This window comes from Amycolatopsis sp. 195334CR (genome assembly GCF_017309385.1).
GTDB lineage: Bacteria > Actinomycetota > Actinomycetes > Mycobacteriales > Pseudonocardiaceae > Amycolatopsis.
Genome location: NZ_JAFJMJ010000001.1, coordinates 1110575 through 1127530 on the forward strand (window position 1 = coordinate 1110575; position 16956 = coordinate 1127530).

Annotated in this window: 16 protein-coding genes; 4 read left to right on the forward strand and 12 right to left on the reverse strand. The window is 71.2% G+C overall.

Annotated elements, in window-relative coordinates; genetic code table 11:
- Positions 1 to 5: 5 nt before the first annotated feature.
- Positions 6 to 230: a 50S ribosomal protein L31 gene (gene rpmE / locus JYK18_RS05520; protein WP_206801068.1), complete on the reverse strand. Its 225-nt coding sequence runs from the start codon at positions 228 to 230 to the stop codon at positions 6 to 8.
- Positions 231 to 440: 210 nt separating this feature from the next.
- Here rpmE and JYK18_RS05525 point away from each other — a divergent pair, with 210 nt between their 5' ends.
- A complete protein-coding gene (locus JYK18_RS05525) occupies positions 441 to 965 on the forward strand; it encodes a CHAP domain-containing protein (RefSeq protein ID WP_206801069.1) in 525 nt (174 codons plus the stop codon).
- An 83-nt stretch (positions 966 to 1048) separates the two neighbouring features.
- On the opposite strand, the gene rho is transcribed toward JYK18_RS05525, so the two are convergent.
- The 6 genes from rho to argS all read right to left on the reverse strand — a co-directional run bounded on the left by rho (position 1049) and on the right by argS (position 9783).
- Positions 1049 to 3091, reverse strand: coding sequence for a transcription termination factor Rho (gene rho, locus JYK18_RS05530; protein ID WP_206801070.1), 2043 nt, complete (start codon positions 3089 to 3091; stop codon positions 1049 to 1051).
- Positions 3092 to 3470: 379 nt separating this feature from the next.
- Entirely contained in the window at positions 3471 to 4349 is an 879-nt protein-coding gene (thrB, locus tag JYK18_RS05535; protein WP_307795787.1) for a homoserine kinase, read from the reverse strand.
- A complete protein-coding gene (gene thrC, locus JYK18_RS05540; RefSeq protein ID WP_206801071.1) occupies positions 4346 to 5392 on the reverse strand; it encodes a threonine synthase in 1047 nt (348 codons plus the stop codon). The genes thrB and thrC overlap by 4 nt, the downstream gene beginning before the upstream one ends.
- Positions 5389 to 6690 (reverse strand): homoserine dehydrogenase, encoded by a 1302-nt coding sequence (locus JYK18_RS05545; protein WP_206801072.1) that lies wholly within the window; start codon positions 6688 to 6690, stop codon positions 5389 to 5391. Before JYK18_RS05545 ends, thrC begins: the two co-directional genes overlap by 4 nt.
- On the reverse strand, positions 6687 to 8123 hold the full coding sequence (gene lysA, locus JYK18_RS05550; RefSeq protein WP_206801073.1) for a diaminopimelate decarboxylase: 1437 nt from the start codon (positions 8121 to 8123) through the stop codon (positions 6687 to 6689). The genes JYK18_RS05545 and lysA overlap by 4 nt, the downstream gene beginning before the upstream one ends.
- A 4-nt stretch (positions 8124 to 8127) precedes the next feature.
- A complete protein-coding gene (gene argS, locus JYK18_RS05555; protein ID WP_206801074.1) occupies positions 8128 to 9783 on the reverse strand; it encodes an arginine--tRNA ligase in 1656 nt (551 codons plus the stop codon).
- 73 nt (positions 9784 to 9856) lie between these two features.
- Between argS and JYK18_RS05560 the strand changes: the two genes are divergently transcribed.
- The 3 genes from JYK18_RS05560 (at position 9857) to JYK18_RS05570 (ending at position 12283) form a co-directional block, all read left to right on the forward strand.
- Positions 9857 to 10549, forward strand: coding sequence for a DUF3105 domain-containing protein (locus JYK18_RS05560; protein ID WP_206801075.1), 693 nt, complete (start codon positions 9857 to 9859; stop codon positions 10547 to 10549).
- A 115-nt stretch (positions 10550 to 10664) separates the two neighbouring features.
- Positions 10665 to 11555 (forward strand): DUF3105 domain-containing protein, encoded by an 891-nt coding sequence (locus JYK18_RS05565; RefSeq protein WP_206801076.1) that lies wholly within the window; start codon positions 10665 to 10667, stop codon positions 11553 to 11555.
- On the forward strand, positions 11552 to 12283 hold the full coding sequence (locus JYK18_RS05570) for a DUF305 domain-containing protein (protein WP_206801077.1): 732 nt from the start codon (positions 11552 to 11554) through the stop codon (positions 12281 to 12283). Before JYK18_RS05565 ends, JYK18_RS05570 begins: the two co-directional genes overlap by 4 nt.
- Here JYK18_RS05570 and JYK18_RS05575 read toward each other — a convergent pair.
- The 5 genes from JYK18_RS05575 to JYK18_RS05595 all read right to left on the reverse strand — a co-directional run bounded on the left by JYK18_RS05575 (position 12276) and on the right by JYK18_RS05595 (position 16956).
- On the reverse strand, positions 12276 to 13967 hold the full coding sequence (locus JYK18_RS05575) for a dihydroxy-acid dehydratase (protein ID WP_307795788.1): 1692 nt from the start codon (positions 13965 to 13967) through the stop codon (positions 12276 to 12278). The genes JYK18_RS05570 and JYK18_RS05575 overlap by 8 nt on opposite strands.
- Before the next feature lie 11 nt (positions 13968 to 13978).
- On the reverse strand, positions 13979 to 15205 hold the full coding sequence (locus tag JYK18_RS05580; protein ID WP_206801078.1) for an RNA polymerase sigma factor: 1227 nt from the start codon (positions 15203 to 15205) through the stop codon (positions 13979 to 13981).
- Positions 15205 to 15612 carry a YciI family protein gene (locus JYK18_RS05585; protein ID WP_206801079.1) on the reverse strand — a complete coding sequence of 136 codons (408 nt, stop codon included), beginning with the start codon at positions 15610 to 15612 and terminating at the stop codon, positions 15205 to 15207. Before JYK18_RS05585 ends, JYK18_RS05580 begins: the two co-directional genes overlap by 1 nt.
- Positions 15613 to 15691: 79 nt before the next feature.
- Positions 15692 to 16360, reverse strand: coding sequence for a B3/4 domain-containing protein (locus JYK18_RS05590; RefSeq protein ID WP_206801080.1), 669 nt, complete (start codon positions 16358 to 16360; stop codon positions 15692 to 15694).
- Complete coding sequence (locus JYK18_RS05595; protein ID WP_206801081.1) at positions 16357 to 16956, reverse strand: LysE family translocator; 600 nt, start codon at positions 16954 to 16956, stop codon at positions 16357 to 16359. Before JYK18_RS05595 ends, JYK18_RS05590 begins: the two co-directional genes overlap by 4 nt.

Consider the following 16956-nt stretch of genomic DNA (forward strand, 5'->3'; position numbering starts at 1 on the left):
TGAAGCTAGCTGGCGTCGGCCTTCTTCCGCTTGCCGTAGCGAGCCTCGAAGCGCGCGACCCGGCCACCGGTGTCGAGGATCTTCTGCTTGCCGGTGTAGAACGGGTGGCAGTTCGAGCAGATCTCGACGTGGATGTCGCCGCTCGTCTTGGTGCTGCGGGTGGTGAAGGTGTTGCCGCAGCCACAGGTCACGTTGGTGACCACGTACTCGGGGTGAATGCCGCTCTTCATGGTGTCCTCTCTTGGCTGGCCGCCGGGTCCCCGGGATTTCACGGGGTGAACCGGAGCCGGACGTCAGCGGGTAATTCTGCCAGACCCGCCGGTACCCCGTGCAACAGGGCTGGTCCCGCGGGTATTCCCCGGCTTGTACGGAACTTGTACATCTTCACGAGATGGTGCCGCGGTTGGTGATTCGGTAACTTCTAGGTGAAGGAGTGAACGATGCGCATCAGGAGACTGCTGGTCGGGGCCGCGGTGGCGGCGGCGATGGCGGGCGCCGCGGTGGCCCCAGCCCAGGCGAGCCCGCTCTCGGCGGAGATCACCGCCGCGGACATCAACCCCGCCGCGGGCACGTTCACCACCGTGCCGGAGTCGGACCTGTCCACGCTCGGCGCCGGTGACGGCACGCCGGCCGGGGCGGTCGCCTGGTTCAAGGCCAAGATGGGCTCCACCGCCTACCAGGGCCTGTGCGAGAAGGCGGTGGAGAACGCCTACGGCGTGACCGGCGTCTGGGCCTCGGCCAACGCGCACTGGAACGGCGCCAGCCCGAAGCACACCGACGGCAGCAGGCCGCCGAAGGGCGCCTTCGTGTACTGGAACATCAGCCAGTGGGGGCACGTGGGCATCGCCGACGGCAACGGCGGCATCTACGCCAGCAGCATCGGCGGCAAGATCGGCCACGCCTCCAGCGTGAACTACTTCAACAACTACCGGGGCTGGACCCCGGCGGCGGTCCCCCACCAGTAACCGCCCCCAGAGACCTCTTGGTGGGGACCGGAGGAACACGAAGGGGGCTGCACCGAGCGGTGCAGCCCCCTTCGTGGCATCGACTAGTCCTCGTCGGGACCCAGTGCGGTCTTGGAGACCTGCATCAGGAACTCGATGTTGGTCTTCGTCTTGCGCAGGCGGGACAGCAGCAGGTCGATCGCCTGCTGCGAGTCCAGCGCGTGCAGCACCCGGTGCAGCTTCAGCGTCACCGCCAGCTCGTCCGGCGAGAGCAGCAGCTCCTCCTTGCGGGTGCCGGACGGGTTGATGTCCACCGCGGGGAAGACGCGCCGCTCGGCGATCTTGCGGTCCAGCTTGAGCTCGGCGTTGCCGGTGCCCTTGAACTCCTCGAAGATCACCGTGTCACCGGTGGAGCCGGTTTCCACCATCGCCGTGGCGAAGATGGTCAGCGAGCCACCGTTCTCGATGTTGCGCGCCGCGCCGAGGAAGCGCTTCGGCGGGAACAGCGCGGTCGAGTCGACACCACCGGACAGGATGCGCCCGGAGGCCGGGGCCGCCAGGTTGTAGGCGCGGCCGAGGCGGGTGATCGAGTCGAGCAGCACCACCACGTCGAGGCCCATCTCAACCAGGCGCTTGGCCCGCTCGATGGACAACTCGGCGACCGAGGTGTGGTCTGACGGCGGGCGGTCGAAGGTGGAGGCGATGACCTCGCCCTTCACCGACCGCTGCATGTCGGTGACCTCTTCCGGCCGCTCGTCGACCAGCACCACCATCAGGTGGCACTCGGGGTTGTTCGTGGTGATCGCGTTCGCGATGTCCTGCATGATCGTGGTCTTACCGGCCTTCGGCGGCGACACGATCAGCGCGCGCTGCCCCTTGCCGACCGGCATCACCAGGTCGATCACGCGGGTGGTGAGCTTGTGCGGCTCGGTCTCCAGCCGCAGGCGCTCGTTCGGGTACAGCGGGGTCAGCTTGGTGAAGTCCGGGCGCTTCTTCGCCTGGTCCGGCTCGAGGCCGTTGATGCTGTCCACGCGCACCAGCGGGTTGAACTTCTGCCGCTGCTGCTCGCCCTCGCGCGGCTGGCGCACCACACCGGTGATGGCGTCACCGCGGCGCAGGCCGTACTTGCGGACCAGCGACAGCGAGACGTACACGTCGTTCGGCCCGGCCAGGTAGCCCGAGGTGCGGACGAACGCGTAGTTGTCCAGCACGTCGAGGATGCCGGCCACCGGGAGCAGGACGTCGTCCTCGCGCACCTCGGTGTCCGGGCTGCCGCCCTCACCGCGGCCACCGCGGCGGCGGCGGTCGCGGAAGCGGCGGCCGCGACGGCCGCCCTCTTCGTCGTCGTCGGACTGCGGGCCCCCGCCCCGGTTGTCCTGCTGGCCGCGCTGGCGGTCGTTCTGCCGGTCGCCCCGGTCACCGCGGTCCCCGCGGTCGTTGCGGTCGCCCCGCTCGTTGCGGTCCCCGCGCTGGCGGTCCCCGCGCTGCTGGTCGCTCCCCTGCTGGCGGTCACCACCGGACTGGCGGTCACCCTGCTGGCGGTCGCGGCGCTGCTCGCGCTCGCCGGAACCACCGCCGGAGGAGTCGGCGGGCCGGTTCGAGCCGCGGCGGCGGCGCCCGCCCTCGCGGCGGCCACCGTCCTCACCCGAGGCGGACTGGTCGCCCGATGGCGCCTCGCCCTCGGTGTCCTTGCGCTCGGTCTCCTTGCGCTCGGCCTGCTGCGGCTCGGCGGCCGGCGCCTTGGCGGCCGGGGCCTGCTCGGCCTGCTCCGGCTTGGCCTCGGTCTTCGGCTCGGCGGCCTTGGCCGCTTCCTTGCGCGGGGCACGGGCCTTCGCCTCGGCCGGCTTGCCACCGTCGATGCCGTCGAGCGGAAGCGTTTCCGCACCGGTGGCGGTCGCGGCGGCGCTCCCGCGCCGCTTGGTCTTGCCCTGGCGCTCGCGGATGGCCGCGATCAGGTCCCCCTTGCGCATGCCCGCGGTGTCGCTGATGCCGAGCTCCCCGGCCAGCGAACGCAGGTCGGCGATGACCATTCCGGACAGACCGCCGGGTCGGCGTTTCGGCGCGGCGGTGCCGTTCGCCTGCGGCTCGGCCCCAGCGGCGTCACTGGTAGGAGCCGCGTCGCCGCTCAGTAGATCGGTGTTGCTCACACAAGTCCTTCCTTACCGATCCACGCCTCCAGGTGGATCAGCGGACTGCCGCCCGCGTCCGAATCACGAGACGGCTAGTTGTTCCCGTGGCCGGAAGCCAGATCCAGCCGAGACGTACGAGTCACGGCGGGAGAACCGCCGACACGGGAAGTACGTGCCCCATACGGCACACGCGAAAATTCGTCACCGCGACCGCACCGGAGCCCGTTGCCTCACTCCCGGACCCCCGCAGGACCCTGGACTGGACGGGAAAATGCGATCCGGGCTGAACCCCCGGAACCTGCACCGGGTGCGGACTGCGCACGGTGATCGAACGCCCCCGAGGGTAGACCGGCCCGCTTCACCGTGCAACAACCACCCCTACTTTGCGTTCGGCGTGTTATGCCACAGCGACCTGGACACCGGCCGAATCCACGGGCAGAGCGGTGACCTCGAAGGATGTAACGTCCACCACGTCCGGGAGCATTCCCGTGGTGGTCAGCGCCAGCACCGTCGGCCCGGCACCGGAGATCGCCGCCGCCACCCCGTGCTCCCGCAGCTGGGCCACCAAGCGCGCGCTGGCCGGGTAGGCCGGGGCGCGGTAGACCTGGTGCAGCCGGTCCTCGGTGGCCGTGAGCAGCAGTTCCGGCCGGCTGGTCAGCGCCCGCACGGCCAGCGCGGCGCGACCGGCGTTGAACGCCGCGTCCGCGTGCGGCACCCGCTCGGGCAGCAGGCCGCGGGTGGCGTCGGTCGAGGAGCGCTGTCCGGGTACCGCGAGTACCGGCCGGAGGTCCGGGTGCGGGTCGAGCCGTTCGGCGCCGAACCGGCCGTCGTCCGCCCACGCGATCACCAGGCCACCGAGCAGGCTGGCCGCCGCGTTGTCCGCGTGGCCCTCGAAACCGGCGGCCAGTTGCAGCGCGTCGTCGTCGAGTTCCCGCTCGGCCAGCGCGTACCCGGCGGCCACCCCGGAAACCACCGCGGCGGCCGACGAGCCGAGGCCGCGCGCGTGCGGAATCGCGTTGTGGCAACGCAGGTGCAGCCCTGGCGGGGAAAAACCGAGGTGGTCGCACGCGCGGCGAAGCGCACGCACCACCAGATGGGTCTCGTCGGTGGGCACGTCCTCGACCCCGCCCGCCCCGGCGTCGATCACCTCGACCTTGAGCCCGGCGTCGGTGACCCGGACCTCGACCACGTCGTACAGGCCCAGCGCCATGCCCAGCACGTCGAACCCGGGCCCGAGGTTCGCCGTCGAGGCCGGGACGGTGACCCGCAGGCTCACGCCAGCTCCAGCGCCGCGGCCACGGCGGTGGGGTCCACCGCCAGCGGTTCCACCTCGACCACGCCGTTGAGCGCGGTGGCGGGGTCCTTGAGGCCGTGGCCGGTCACCGTGCAGACCACCGTCGACCCCTTGGGGATGCGGCCGTCGGCGGCGGTGATCAGCAGTCCGGCCACGCTGGTCGCCGAGGCGGGCTCGACGAAAACGCCCTCCTTGCGGGCCAGCAGCCGGTACGCCTCGAGGATCTGCTCGTCGGTGGCCTTCTCGAACAGCCCGCCGGAGGCGTCCTTGGCCTTGACCGCCTTGGTCCACGAAGCCGGGCTGCCCACGCGGATCGCGGTGGCCACCGTCTCCGGCTCGGTCACCGGCTCGCCGTCGACCAGCGGTGCCGCGCCGGCGGCCTGGAAGCCGAACATGCGCGGTGTGCTGTTGACCACACCGTCGGCCGCGTACTCGGCGTACCCGGCCCAGTAGGCGGAGATGTTGCCCGCGTTGCCGACCGGCAGGCAGTGGATGTCCGGCGCCGCGCCGAGCACGTCGCAGACCTCCCACGCGGCGCTCTTCTGGCCGACCAGGCGCACCGGGTTGACCGAGTTCACCAGGGTCACCGGGTAGTCGGCCGCGGTTTTGCGGGCCAGCTCCAGGCAGTCGTCGAAGTTGCCCTCGACCTGGAGGATCTTGGCGCCGTGCGCGACCGCCTGGGCCATCTTGCCGAGCGCGATCTTGCCCTCGGGCACCAGCACCGCGCTGGTCAGCCCGGCCCGCGCGGCGTAGGCCGAAGCCGAGGCCGAGGTGTTGCCGGTGGAGGCGCAGATGACCGCCTTGAGCCCGCTGGCCAGCGCGTGCGTGATGGCCACGGTCATGCCGCGGTCCTTGAACGAGCCGGTCGGGTTGGCGCCCTCGACCTTCAGGTACACCTCGCACCCGGTCAGCGCGGACAGGTGCGGCGCGGCCAGCAGCGGCGTGTTGCCCTCGCCGAGGGTGACGATCTTCGCCCCGTCCGGGACGGGAATGCGGTCGGCGTACGCCTCGATGATCCCGGTCACTGGTCTTCGCCTTCCACGCGCATCACGCTGACCACCTCGTGCACCACGTCCATTTTCGCAATTTCGTCCACAGTGGACTCCAGGGCGGCGTCCGGGGCCAGGTGGGTGACGATCACCAGGCTCGCGGTGGACAGCCGGTCGCGCTGGCGGACCGCGGCGATGCTCACCCCGTTCGCCGCGAACGCCTGCGCCACCTGGGCCAGCACACCCGGCCGGTCCGCCACGTCCAGGCTGACGTGGTACCGCGTCGGGGTCTGCCCCATCGGGCGCACCGGCAGCGCGGCGTGCGCGGACTCGCGCGGGCCGAGCCCGCCGAGCACCCGGTTGCGGGCCACCGCGACCAGGTCGCCGAGCACCGCGCTGGCGGTCGGCGAGCCACCGGCGCCCTGGCCGTAGAACATCAGCTCCCCGGCGGCGTCGGCCTCGACGTAGACCGCGTTGAACGCGCCGCTGACCCCGGCCAGCTGGTGCGTGTTCGGGATCATCACCGGGTGCACGCGGGCGGAAACCGACTCACTGCCGTCCTCGCTGGTGACCCGTTCGCAGATGGCGAGCAGCTTCACCGTGCGGTTCAGCATCTTCGCCGCGGCGATGTCCGACGCGCTGACCGCGGCGATGCCCTCGCGGTGCACGTCGGCGGCGGTCACCCGGCTGTGGAAGGCGAGCGAGGCCAGGATGGCGGCCTTCGACGCGGCGTCGTAACCGTCCACATCGGCCGTCGGGTCCGCTTCGGCGTACCCGAGCCTGCTCGCTTCGTCCAGCGCTTCGGCATATCCGGCGCCGGTCGAGTCCATTGCGGACAGGATGTAGTTGGTGGTGCCGTTGACGATGCCCATCACCCTGGTGATCCGGTCACCGGCCAGCGACTCGCGCAGCGGGCGCAGCAACGGGATCGCCCCGGCGACCGCGGCCTCGAAGTAGAGGTCGGCGCCGGAGGCGTCGGCCGCCTCGGACAGCTCGGCCGAGTGCTCCGCGAGCAGCGCCTTGTTCGCGGTGACCACGGACTTGCCCGCGCGCAGGGCGTCGAGCAGCCAGGTGCGGGTCGGTTCGATGCCGCCGATCAGCTCGACCACCACGTCCACGTCGTCCGCGGTGACCAGCGTCGCGGCGTCCCTGGTGAGCAGTTCGGCGGGCAGCTCGGGGTGCTTGTCCGGGCGGCGGACCGCGATACCGGCCAGCTCGACCGGCGCACCGGCGCGGGCGGCCAGCTCGGCCGCCTGCTCGGTGAGCAGCCGCGCCACCTCACCGCCGACCGTGCCGCAGCCAAGCAGGGCCACGCGGATGGGTTCGGACCTCACGACACCTCCAAGCCCAGCATGTCCTCGGTGGTTTCCCGGCGCAGCAGCAACCGCGCCCCGCCGTTGCGCACCGAGACCACCGCCGGGCGCGGCTGGCGGTTGTAGTTGCTGGCCATCGAGTAGCAGTAGGCACCGGTCGCGGCGACCGCGAGCAGGTCACCGGGAGCCAGGTTGTCCGGTAACCAGCAGTCGCGGACCACGATGTCGCCGGACTCACAGTGTTTTCCCACCACGCGGGACAAGGCGGCGTTCGCTTCGCCGTCCTGGCCGTCGCCTGCCGCCCGCGAGACGAGCCGCGCGTCGTAGACCGCGTCGTAGAGCGAGGTGCGGATGTTGTCGCTCATCCCGCCGTCGACGCTGACGTAGCGGCGCACCGCGTTGTCCCCCAGCGTGACGTCCTTGATCGTGCCGACCTCGTAGAGCGTGACCGTGCCGGGACCGGCGATCGCGCGGCCCGGCTCACCGGCGATGCGCGGCACCGGCAGCCCGGCGAAGGCGCACTCCTTGCGCACGATCTCCCGGATCTGGGTGATCATCTGAGCCGGCGGCGGCGGGTTGTCGCGATCGGTGTAGGCGATGCCGAAGCCACCACCGAGGTCCACAATGGACAGCTGGTCGACCAGTTCCGGGCCGTGCTCCTTGCCCAGTTCGGCGATCAGCCCGATGATCCGGCGGGCGGCCACCTCGAAGCCGTCGGCGTCGAAGATCTGCGAGCCGATGTGGCTGTGCAGGCCGATCAGCTTCAGCGAACCCGCGTTGAGCACCCGGCGCACCGCCTCGGCGGCGTCCCCGGAAGCCAGCGAGAAGCCGAACTTCTGGTCCTCGTGCGCGGTCGCGATGAACTCGTGCGTGTGCGCCTCGACGCCGACGGTGACCCGCACCAGCACCTGCTGGGTGATCTCGCGGCGCGCGGCCACCTCGGCCAGCCTGGCGATCTCGAAGTAGGAGTCGAGCACCACCGTGCCCACCCCGGCGTCCACCGCCATCTCCAGTTCGGCGACGGACTTGTTGTTGCCGTGGAAGGTGATCCGCTCCGGCGGGAACTCCGCGCGCTGGGCGATGGCCAGTTCACCGCCGCTGCACACGTCCAGGCTCAGCCCCTGCGCGGCCACCCAGCGGGCGATCTCGGTGGACAGGAAGGCCTTGGACGCGTAGTGCACCAGCGCCGGGTCGTCGAAGGCCTCGGCGTACTCGGCGCAGCGGGACTTGAAGTCGGCCTCGTCGATCACGAACAGCGGGGTGCCGTAGGTCTCGGCCAGCTCCCGCACGTCGACCCCGGCTATCCGGACCACGCCGTCCGGGGCGCGGAAGGCGTTGCGGGGCCACACCTTCGGGTAGAGCCGGTCCAGTTCGCCCGAGGTGGACGGGGGGAACCCGGCGGTGTCCGCATGGGGATGGACCTCGGCGTACCGGGGTCCCGCGGGGTGAGCCATGAAACTACATCCGTTCCGGCGCCGAAACGCCCAGCAGTTCGAGACCGTTGGCGAGCACCTGGCGCGCGGCCTCGCAGAGCGCGAGGCGGGCGAAGGTGAGCGGCGTGGGGTCCTCCCCGCCCTGCGGCAGCACGCGGGCCACGTCGTAGAACTTGTGGTAGGCGCTCGCGAGGCTCTCCAGGTACCTGGCGACGCGGTGCGGTTCCCGCAGTTCGGCCGCCTTCCTCAGCATTTCCGGGAACTCGCCGATCGTTCGGATCAGGTCGCCTTCCCGGGGGTGGACGAGCAGGCCGAGGTCCGGTGCCCCGTCGGCCTTGATGCCCAGTTCGGCGGCGTTGCGCTGCAGCGAGGCCAGCCTGGCGTGCGCGTACTGCACGTAGTAGACCGGGTTCTCGTTGCTGTGCTTGCGCAGCAGGTCCAGGTCGATGTCCAAAGTGGAGTCGACGGAGTAGCGGGCCAGCTCGTAGCGCGCGGCGTCCACGCCGACCGCCTCGACCAGGTCCTCCATGGTGATCACGGTGCCCGCGCGCTTGCTCATCCGCACCGGCTTGCCGTCGCTGACCAGGTTGACCATCTGGCCGATCAGCACCTCGACCACGGCCGGGTCGTCGCCCAGCGCGGCGGCGGCCGCCTTCAGCCGGACGATGTAGCCGTGGTGGTCCGCGCCGAGCATGTAGATGCACAGGTCGAAGCCGCGCTGCCGCTTGTCGTGCAGGTAGGCGATGTCACCGGCGATGTAGGCCGGGTTGCCGTCCTGCTTGATCACCACTCGGTCCTTGTCGTCCCCGTGGTCGGTGGTGCGCAGCCACCAGGCGCCGTCGGCGAAGTACAGCGCGTCCTCGTCCTTGAGCTTGGCCACCAGCCGGTCGACCTCGCCGTTCTCGTGCAGCGAGTTCTCGTGGAAGAACACGTCGAAGTCGGTGCCGAACTCGTGCAGGGCCCGCTTGATCTCGCCGAACATCAGCTCGATGCCGACCTTGCGGAAGGTCTCGTGGCGCTCGGCCTCGGGCAGCGACAGCGCGCTCGGCTCCTGGCGCAGCACCTCGGCGGCGACGTCGCTGATGTAGGTGCCCGCGTAGCCGTCCTCCGGTGCGGGCTCGCCCTTCGCGGCGGCGATCAGCGAGTTGACGAACCGGTCGATCTGCGCGCCGGCGTCGTTGAAGTAGTACTCACGGGTGACCTCGGCGCCCTGCGCGGCCAGCACCCGGCCCAGCGCGTCACCGACCGCGGCCCAGCGCGTGCCGCCCAGGTGGATCGGCCCGGTCGGGTTGGCCGAGACGAACTCGAGGTTGATCCTGGTCCCGGCCAGCGCGTCACCCCGGCCGTAGGCCTGGCCCGCGGCCAGCACCTGGGTGATCTGCGCGCCCTGGGCGTCGGCGGCCAGCCGCAGGTTCAGGAAGCCGGGGCCGGCCACCTCGGCCGCCTCCACCCCGTCGGTCTTGGCCAGCGACTCGGCCAGCGCGTCGGCGAAGTCCCGCGGTTTGAGCCCGGCCTTCTTCGCCACCTGGAGCGCCAGGTTCGTGGCGTAATCTCCGTGCTCGGGGTTGCGGGGTCGCTCGATCGTCACCGCGTCGGGCAGCACCGCCGGGTCGAGACCGCGGGCGGTCAGGACGTCCACGGCGGAGTTTCGGACAAGTTCGGCGAGATCGGCGGGAGTCACCTGCAGAATTCTAGGTGTGCCCCGCCGACCGGCACGAAGACGGTCCCGGGACCGAGTGAAAGGCGAACAGGGGATGCGATCGACGACGACTGCGCTGGTCATCGCGCTGGTGAGCGTGTTGCTGGCGGGTGGCGCGCTGACCGGCGTGGCGCTGCTCACGGCCGAGCGGGCGGTGGCCGGGCAGGCCACGGTCTCCGAACGCGACCGCAAGCTCGCCGCGTTCATGCCATCGGAGGACAACCCCGACCCGTCCGGGGCCATCCCGGGCATCGTGCGGCGGGACTACGACCCCGGGCTGCACGTGGTGGCGCCGCAGCGGGTCGCCTACGACCACTCCCCGCCCTTCGGGGGCAGGCACGACCAGGTGTGGGCCGCGTGCAACGGCGTGGTCTACCCCACGGCGGTGCGCACCGAGCACCTGGTGCACTCGCTGGAGCACGGTTCGGTGTGGATCGCGTACAACCCGGACCAGGTCGCGGGTGACGAGCTGGCGAAGCTGGCCGAGCGGGTGGCGGGCAAGCCGTACCTGGTGATGTCGCCCTACCCTGGTCTGGACCAGCCGATCTCGCTCCAGTCGTGGGGTCACCAGCTGAAGGTCCCCACCGCCGACGACGAGCGGATCGACCAGTTCATCACCGCGCTGCTGCTGAACCCGTCGACGTACCCGGAACCGGGTGCCCCGTGCGACAGCATGGCCTTCGACCAGGACGCGCCGCCCCCGTTCGACCCCACGCCGCCGGGCGCGGACGCGCAGCCGCCGATCTGAAACCTTTCGTAGCAGCACCCTCCTAAGCGCCCTACACCGACCAGACACCCGGTCCCTACACTGGCCGGGGTGCTCCATGACCGGGGCGACGACGAGACGAGGTCGGTACAGCACGATGGCAAGCGGCACGAAGAAAAAGGGCAAGCCGAAGAGCGCCGTGAAGTCGGCCCGCAGCTCAGTGGTGTCCAAGAAGGGCACCCCGTGGGGCACGATCATCGCGGTGGTGGCGATCCTCGCGCTGGCCGGGGTGGTGTTCGGCTACTACTACGTCAACTCGGCGGACAAGCGCGAGCAGAAGAGCCGTGAGGAAGCGGCCGCCGCCTTCGCGCCGTCGGCGGAGAACCCCGACCCGTCGCTGAAGATCCCCGGCATCGTCACCCAGCAGTACGAGGCCAGCGTGCACGTGCTGCCCACCGAGCGCGTCGCCTACGACAAGACTCCGGCCTTCGGTGGTCCGCACGACGGGTTCTGGGCCGCCTGCACCGGCATCGTCTACCCGAACCCGGTGCGCACCGAGAACATGGTCCACTCGCTGGAGCACGGCGCGGTCTGGATCGCCTACAACCCCGACCAGGTCACCGGCGACGCGGTGAACAAGCTGCGGGTGCGGGCCGAGGGCAAGCCGTACACGATGATGTCGCCGTTCCCCGGCCTCGACAAGCCGGTCTCGCTGCAGGCCTGGGGCCACCAACTCAAGCTCGACTCGGTCGACGACGAGCGCATCGACCAGTTCATCGCCGCGCTGCGGCTGAACCCGAGCACCTACCCCGAGCAGGGCGCCTCCTGCGACGCGATGGGCCCCGGCCGCTTCGACGTGGACGCCCCGCCGGCGTTCGACCCGACGCCGCCCGGCCCGGACGCCAAGCCGATGGACTACAAGGGCACCGAAGGCGCCGCGGACGAGAACGGCGGCATGCCCGGCGCGCCGGGTGGCGTGCCCGGTGGCCTGCCCGAGGGCATTCCCGGCCAGCAGCCCCCGGCGGGGCAGCCCCCGGCCGGCGGATGAGTTCGCCCGAACCCGAGCGGGTGGTGGGGCTCGACGAGCACGAAGACGCCGTCGAGTCCCGCCCGGCCTGGTCGCGGGTGGTCATCCTCGGCGCCGCGACGCTCGCCGTGCTGCTGGTCGGCGCGACCATCGGCATGTTCCTCACCCAGTCGCTCGACCGGGACAGCGAGCCCGCCGCGGCCGCGCCCGGCCCGGTCGAGATCGGTTTCGCGCAGGACATGGCGGTGCACCACCTGCAGGCGGTCACCATGGCCAACTGGGCCCGCGACCACTCCACCGATCCGCAGGTGCAGCAGCTCGCCTTCGACATCGCCAGCACCCAGCTCGAGCAGATCGGCCGGATGAAGGGCTGGCTGATGCTGTGGAACAAGCCCGAGCAGGCCATCGGCGGGTACATGACCTGGATGACCGAGCCCGGCGGGCACAGCCACGGCACGGCGGTGGGTTCGACGACGCCTGGCGGACCGCTGATGCCCGGCATGGCCACGAACGACGAGCTGGCCAAGATGCGCTCGCTGTCCGGCAAGGAGCTGGACGTCTACTTCCTGCAGCTGATGCTCCGCCACCACCAGGGCGGCACGGAGATGGCGCAGTACACACAGGACCACACCGGGATGTCCGCGGTGAAGTCGTTGACGAACAGCATCCTCAAGTCGCAGGGCGCCGAGGTCCGCGTGATGACCGGCATGCTCGCGGACCGCGGCGCCTCGCCGCTGCCGTTCAGTTGACCTTCGGCGCTTTGACCAGGAAGTCGAAGTCGCAGCCGTCGGGCGACTGGAGTACGTGCCGGTGGTACAGCAGTTCGTAACCGCGTGACGGCGCCGCCGGTGGGGTGAACCCGGCTCGCCTGCGCTCCAGTTCCCCGGCCGGGACCAGCAGTTCCAGTCGTCCGGCGTCGACGTCCAGCTCGATCAGGTCGCCGTCGCGGACCAGCGCGAGCGGGCCGCCGACCGCGGCTTCCGGGGCCACGTGCAGCGCGACCGCGCCGTCGGCGGTCCCGCTCATCCGGCCGTCCGAGATCCGCACCATGTCCTCGACGCCTTCGCGCGCCAGCTTCGCCGGGATCGGCACGTGCCCGACCTCCGGCATGCCCGGCCCGCCGACCGGGCCGACCCCACGCAGGACCAGCACCGAATCGGCGTCCACCGGGAGGTCGGGGTCGTCGATGCGGGCGTTCAGGTCGGTCACCCCGTCGAAGACCAGCGCGCGGCCGGTGTGCCGCAGCAGCTTGTGGTCCATCGCGGACCGCTTGATCACCGCGCCGTCCGGGGCGAGCGAGCCGGACAGCACCACCAGCGCGCCACCCTCGGCCACCGGCTGGTCGAACGGGCGCAACGCGGCACCGGTCTTCGGCTCGACCTCGGCCACCTCGTCGGCCCAGGTCTTGCCGCTCGCCGACGGCCGGTCGAGGTGCAGCACCGGCGCGAGTTCCTTGAGCACGGCCGGGATCCCGCCCGCCTCTGCCAGGTCTTCGAGCAGGTGCGGACCGGACGGGCGGACGTCGCCGAGCAGCGGCGTGGTCCGGCTCCAGCCGGCGAAGTCCAGCGGCACACCGACCCGGCCGGCCATCGCCGCGAGGTGCACCATCGCGTTCGTCGAGCCGCCGATCGCGCAGACCACGCGGAACGCGTCCTCGATCGCCTCCGCGGTGACCACTTCGGACGGTGGACGGCCTTCCTCCGCCAGTGCCACCGCGCGCGTGCCGGTGCGCACCGCGGCGTCCTGGCGCGCCGAACCGGTGGCGGGCAGCAGGGTCGAGCCGGGCAGCGCCAGCCCGAGCACCTCGGCCACGGTGGCCATGGTGGTCGCGGTGCCCATCACGTTGCAGGTGCCCACCCCGCTCATCAGGCAGCCCTCCAGCCGGTTCCAGTCCTGATCGGACAGTTCACCGCGCCGGCGCCGGGCGGCCAGCGGCCAGAAGTCGTCCACGGTCAGCGCTTCGCCGTTGAACCGCCCCACCGGCCGCGGTCCGGCGGCGATCAGCAGGGCCGGTTTCCCCGCGCTCAGCGCACCCATCACCTGCGCGGGAATGGTCTTGTCGCACCCGCCGAGCAGCACCACCGCGTCGACCGGGCTGGAGGTGATCATCTGCTCGACGTCCATCGCCATCAGGTTGCGCAGGAACATCGAGGTCGGCCGGACGAACGGCTCGGAGATCGAGATGGTCGGGAACACCACCGGCAGGCCACCGGCCGCCAGCACCCCGCGCTTGACCGACTCGGCGACCACGGAAAGCCCGGCGTTGCAGGGGTTCAGCTCGCTGGCGGAGGAGCAGATGCCGATCACCGGGCGCCGGCGCACCTCCTCGCCGGAGCGGCCGGTCGCCCGCAGGAACGCCCGGTGCAGGAACCCGTCGATCGAGTCCTCATTGAACAGTGATCCGTCACCGCGCCGCGTTTCCTCTTGGGACACAACAGCTCCCTTCACTCCTCCGCGAGCCGTCCGGCCCTGCCATGAAGGTAACGCTGCTGCGGCAGGCTCGTCGCACGGGCCGCCGCGGCGGTGTAGGACTCGCGGGCGCCGTCCCGGTCGCCCGCCAGTTCGAGCAGGTGGGCGCGGACCGCGTGCACGCGGTGGTCACCGGGCAACCGTCCGTCCACTTCGGTCAGCAATTCCAGTCCCGCGCGCGGACCCCGTGCCATCGCGACCGCGACGCAGTGGTTCAACGCCACCACCGGGTTGTCGGACAACCGCATCAGCGCCTCGTACAGCGCGACGATCTGCGGCCAGTCGGTGTCCGCCGCGCTGGGTGCCTCGTCGTGCACGGCGGCGATGGCCGCCTGCAGTTGGTATTCGCCCACCGGTCCCCGCGGCAGCGCGGCGGTGATCAGCTCGATGCCCTCGGTGATGGCGGCCTGGTTCCAGCGGCTCCGGTCCTGTTCGGACATCGGCACCAGCGAGCCGCCGGGCCCGGTGCGCGCGGCACGACGGGCGTCGGTGAGCAGCATCAACGCGAGCAGCCCGGTCACCTCGCTGTCGTCCGGCAGGAGCGCGTGCACCACGCGGGTCAGCCGGATGGCCTCGGCGGTGAGTTCGGCGCGCTGCAGTTCGGGGCCCGAGGTGCTGGCGTACCCCTCGTTGAAGATCAGGTAGAGCACGTGCAGCACGGCGGCCAGGCGCGCGGGGTCCGCGGGCAGTCCGAACGGGACCCCGCTGTCCTTGATGCGCTGCTTGGCGCGGCTGATCCGCCGGGTCATCGTCGCCTCCGGGACGAGGAAGGCCCTGGCGATCTCGGTGGTGGTCAGGCCGCCGACCGCGCGCAGCGTCAGCGCGATCTGCGAGGCGGGCGACAGCGACGGGTGGCAGCACAGGAACAGCAGGACCAGCGTGTCGTCGGCGGCCGGCTCGGACCGGTCCGCGGCGGGAGCCAGCCATTCCTCGGGCAGCACCTGCTGGGCCACGGTGTCCTCACGGCGACGGCGAGCCTGTTCGCTGCGCAGCAGGTCGGTCAGCCGCCGGGAGGCGACGGTGATCAGCCAGGCGCGCGGGTTGTCCGGCACCCCGTCGCCGGGCCACTGCGTGGTGGCCGCGAGCAGAGCCTCCTGCACGGCCTCCTCGGCGAGGTCGAAGTGGCCGAACCGGCGGACCACCGCACCGAGGACCTGCGGCGCGAGCGGGCGCAGCAGGTCCTCGACCTCGGAGCCAGGCATCAGAGGCAGAGGTCGCCGGCAGCTTCGAGGAGCGGCCGGACGTCCGCGTAGGCACCCTCGGCGAGCCCGGCGGGCGCCGGGCAGTCCGACAGCCGCGCGGCGAGTTCGGTGGCCCGGTCGAAGCTCTCGCAGTCGACGATCCAGTACCCTGCCAGCACTTCCTGCGTCTCGGCGTACGGGCCGTCCGTCCACACCGGAACGCCGTCCTTGCGCCCGGTGACGCGGCGGGTGTGCACGGGTGCGTTCAGGCCGCGGGTCTCGACCAGTTCCCCGGACGCCTCCAGCTCGGCGTTGAACTTGGTCATGAACTCGTGCATCGGGGCGAAGTCCTCGGGCTGGAAGCCGCCCTTGCCCGCCATGGCGTCGTACTCCTGCTGCGAGCCGTAGCTGAGGATCATGTACTTCATCGGGTTCTCCTCGGTCCGTCGGTGCCCTTTCACCGGAGACGTCGGAGCCGCGGCGCCCATCCGGACACCCATTCTCACCTCAGATCGTGAATTCCGGGGAGGCTCGATCGAGGATCGCCGCCCTGGGCTGCCCCAGTTCCGTCTGCAGGGTGCTGACCAGGGATTTCACGTCCTCGGCCGCGCTCTCGTGCAGTGCCTCGGCGACGATCAGCACGGTCTCGGTGGCTTCGCTGACCGCCGACAGGCCGCTCTGGCGATTGGTCCAGCGGCGCGCGTGCGCCCGCCCGGCCTCGTCGGCGAAGATCACCTCACCGGGCTGCGGGTGTTCGAGCGCACCGCCGAAGGTCTGGTACTCCTCGTCGCCGGTGGCGTACCGCACCTCCAGATCGCCGGTGATCCGCGCGAGGTCGAGCACGGCGACCGGGATGGCGTAGGCCATCGAGACGGCGTTGCACAGGTCGATCACCGGGTGGATGCGCGGGAGCACGTGGTCCTTGCGGAAGCGGCGCAGCAGCGCCTCCGAGGCGCAGCGGTACTGCGTCGGTTTGAGGCCGAGCTGGGTGTAGGCGCGGCGCCAGGCCTGGATCTCGGGGAGCTGGGTCTCGGTGGTCCCGTCGAGCCGCCGTTCCGCGGTTTCGAGGTACTCGGTGAGGTCCCGCCGGGCGTCGGGGCGTTCGACGTGGAGAACACCGGGCACGAGCTGGGGGAAGTCGGCCCAGAGGGCGTCGGAGTGGCGGAAGGTGCTCACGCGTCGGTCACCGCCAGCTTCAACGCCAGCCCGGCGAACGCGGCGGAGAAGGTGCGTCGGGTCCAGTCGAGCACCTTCGGGCGGGTGAGAACGCGGTCGCGCAGGGCGGCGGCGAAGGCGCCGTAGCCGAGGAAGACGACCAGGGTGAGGCCGGTGAACACGGCGCTCAACTCCACCATCCGCCACACCGGTTCGCCGGGCTGGACGAACTGGGGCAGGAACGCGAAGAAGAAGATGGTCAGCTTGGGGTTGAGGAGGTTGATCAGCACGCCTTCGGCGATCACCCGGCCCGCCGAGGCGGGTGCCTTGCGGGGTTCGAAGGCGCTCTTGTCGCGCAGCGTGGCCCACGCGAGGTACAGCAGGTAGGCGACGCCGATGTACTTGAGGACCTCGAACGCCACGGCGCTGGTGTGCAGGAGGGCCGCGAGCCCGGTGATCGCGGCGAGCAGGTGGGGCAGGGTGCCGAGCGTCCCGGCGAAGGCGGCCACCGCACTGGCCTTGAACCCACGACTGAGCCCGGCCGCCAGTGTGTAAAGCGCCCCGGTCCCCGGCGTGGCCACGATGACCAGCGCGGTAAGAAAGAACTCGATACTCAC

What these genes read in the sequence shown, in the direction of transcription:
- JYK18_RS05560 (WP_206801075.1), top strand. Translation starts at nt 9,857, where the DNA reads ATGCGATCGACGACGACTGCGCTGGTCATCGCGCTGGTGAGCGTGTTG.
- JYK18_RS05565 (WP_206801076.1), top strand. Translation starts at nt 10,665, where the DNA reads ATGGCAAGCGGCACGAAGAAAAAGGGCAAGCCGAAGAGCGCCGTGAAG.
- JYK18_RS05525 (WP_206801069.1), top strand. Translation starts at nt 441, where the DNA reads ATGCGCATCAGGAGACTGCTGGTCGGGGCCGCGGTGGCGGCGGCGATG.
- JYK18_RS05580 (WP_206801078.1), bottom strand. Translation starts at nt 15,205, where the DNA reads ATGCCTGGCTCCGAGGTCGAGGACCTGCTGCGCCCGCTCGCGCCGCAG.
- lysA (WP_206801073.1), bottom strand. Translation starts at nt 8,123, where the DNA reads ATGGCTCACCCCGCGGGACCCCGGTACGCCGAGGTCCATCCCCATGCG.
- rpmE (WP_206801068.1), bottom strand. Translation starts at nt 230, where the DNA reads ATGAAGAGCGGCATTCACCCCGAGTACGTGGTCACCAACGTGACCTGT.
- JYK18_RS05570 (WP_206801077.1), top strand. Translation starts at nt 11,552, where the DNA reads ATGAGTTCGCCCGAACCCGAGCGGGTGGTGGGGCTCGACGAGCACGAA.
- JYK18_RS05585 (WP_206801079.1), bottom strand. Translation starts at nt 15,612, where the DNA reads ATGAAGTACATGATCCTCAGCTACGGCTCGCAGCAGGAGTACGACGCC.